The organism is Nonomuraea sp. NPDC049141 (assembly GCF_040648415.1).
Taxonomy (GTDB): Bacteria; Actinomycetota; Actinomycetes; order Streptosporangiales; family Streptosporangiaceae; genus Nonomuraea.
The window spans coordinates 1-2,245 of sequence record NZ_JBEZDR010000142.1; the positions used below are offsets into that span (position 1 = coordinate 1).

Annotated in this window: 2 protein-coding genes; both read right to left on the bottom strand. The window is 69.1% G+C overall.

Translation table 11 applies throughout. The annotated features are described in order from the left end of the window. Positions 1-25: 25 nt before the first annotated feature. On the bottom strand, positions 26-460 hold the full coding sequence (locus AB0B91_RS65225; RefSeq protein ID WP_157747258.1) for a DUF2690 domain-containing protein: 435 nt from the start codon (positions 458-460) through the stop codon (positions 26-28). A gap of 472 nt (positions 461-932) precedes the next feature. Continuing rightward, on the bottom strand, positions 933-2,245 hold a 1,313-nt coding region (locus AB0B91_RS65230; protein WP_358343047.1), incomplete at its 5' end, for a hypothetical protein.

Genomic DNA, 2,245 nt, shown 5'->3' on the forward strand with positions numbered 1-2,245 from the left:
CCGGAGGCCTACCGACAGGTGGCGCTCAGTAGCGTGCCGTGCAATACATGATCCGGCGGTTGCCGGCCTCGTAGTCCCACTCGGTGTCGTACTGGTAGAAGCACGCCCGTGCGGTCATGCCCTTGTCGTTGACCATCAGCGACCAGGAGCCCGACGATCCGGTGTCGTCGACCGTCATGCGCAGCGTCCCGTTGGAGTTGTAGCTCTGGACCAGTACTCCGGAGAGCCAGCCGAAGCTGCCGGTCTGCCGTGCCCACGCAGTTCGGCAGAACGGGCTGTACCGCAACTCGACGTAGGTCGCGCTGTACGGGGTCTCCACGTCGATGAAGTTGCACCGCATGGTCTTCCCGTCCACCGTCGCGAAGTAGGTGTCCGGGTCCTTGCGATCGCACACTGAGCCGCAGCCCGAGGTTGCCGCCATCGCCGGTGCCTGGAAGCCCATGACGATAGCGACTCCCATGGCCATCACCACCATGAGCCTGGAGCGCCACGAGTGCCTGTCGGGGCGTGCGCCGAGACGAGACATCTGAGTACGAGCCATTCTCTCTCCTCGCGAGGTAGGGCAACCATTCGAACGGGTCACGGCATAGGACCCGGGCTACGGGAGGAAAGTTTGAGGCGCCTTCTCATCGAGGTATCACCGCCACGTCATGGTGACGGTGCGGGTGGCGAGCTGGTCACCAGCGCCAGGGCGGTACCGTGAGCGGGGTGCGCCCGTCGGACTCCTGCGTCGTCTGCGGACTCGGCACCATCCATCTCCTGCCTTGTGCACGCTGCATGACCTGATCCCTTCGTAGAGATCGGTTGCGCCGCGACGTGCGGTATGTCGGTGGCGCCACCGGTGGCCCGCAGCATCGCCGGAGGCGCCATTACGCGATCACCGTCGCCACACCGCTGCACGCAGGGATGCCAGGCGATGGTGCGGAGGTGGGTCAGAGGCGGTAGACCACCACGTCGCCGATCTCCTCGCGGATGATGCCGAGCCCGTCGACCGGCGCGTCGACGGTGATCTCCCACGGCGTGCCGGCGATGTGATCGCGCATCAGCAGCACGTTGCGGACACCGAGGACGCGCAGGTAGTCGACGCTGACCTGGTCGGGGAAGGAGAGCGTCACCCGGCGTACGTCATCGAGCTGCCGCGGCGTGAAGCCGCTCCCTCCGTTCACCACGTCCTGGAATCTGGTCGTGGACCAGAGCATCACCGGCTGATCGAGGCTCTGGTTGCTGGGCAGCACCAGCAGCGGCCCGTCCACGGTCCGCATCGCGGCCGGCTGGGGCGGCACGACCGGGTGCGGCGTGGAGTTCAACCCCTCGCCGATCACCAGCACCAGCGGCAGCAGCGTGGCCAGCCGCAGCCACGGGCTGGGCCAGGAGGGGATCCGCTCGGCGGAGATCTCCCGGACCCGGGTGGCGAACGCGCTGACCGCGCCCGCCGCGAGAAGCCCGAGCAGCAGCGTCGTCCAGAGCATCAGCCGCCCCGGCGTACGCAGGCCGTTCCAACCGGGCAGGTACTCGAACAGCGGCACGTAGGTGAAGGTGCCGTCGAAGAACCGGGTGCCCATGGCGAGCACCATCGTCACCACCACCCCGGCGAGCAGCAGCAGCCGGTGGCGCAGCTTCCACACCGAGAAGAAGAGGCCGCCGGCCGCGAGCGCGTAGAGCACGAAGCCGGGCAGCAGGGTCATCTCCGGGTGCCAGGGCAGCAACGCCCTCGCCCCCTCGTGCAGCCCGCCCCACACCCGCGACTCGGCGGGCGCGGTGAAGAAACCGCTCGCCGGCGGGGAGAAGATGGCGATGTCGCCGATGGAGCGCTTGGCGTTCGGGTGCGCCTCCGCCACCGTGAAGAACGGGATGGCCAGCAGCGCGCCGACGCCGGCGAAGAGCAGGCCGCCGACCAGGTCCGCGATCAGCAGCCGGCGGCCGAACGGGCGCTTGACCGGCCGGACGACCCACCGCCGCAGGAACCAGGTCACGGCCGCGACCAGCACGGTCCCGGCGAGGAAGTACGCGAACGGCAACCCGATGCCGAAGCCGAGACTGAGTTGCCAGGCCGCCACCAACCAGCCGGTGTAGACCCAGCCGTCGTGCCGGCGTTCCGGACGGTACCCGTGCCGCAGCGACCAGCCGTGTCCCCGGGCGAGCATGGCCAGCGCCAGTGGGATGCCGCCGTTCGAGATCACGTGCAGGTGCCCGGCCTGGGCCAGCAGCCACGGCGCGTACGCGAAGCTCACCCCGGCCACCGCGG

What these genes read in the sequence shown, in the direction of transcription:
- AB0B91_RS65225 (WP_157747258.1), bottom strand. Translation starts at nt 460, where the DNA reads ATGGGAGTCGCTATCGTCATGGGCTTCCAGGCACCGGCGATGGCGGCA.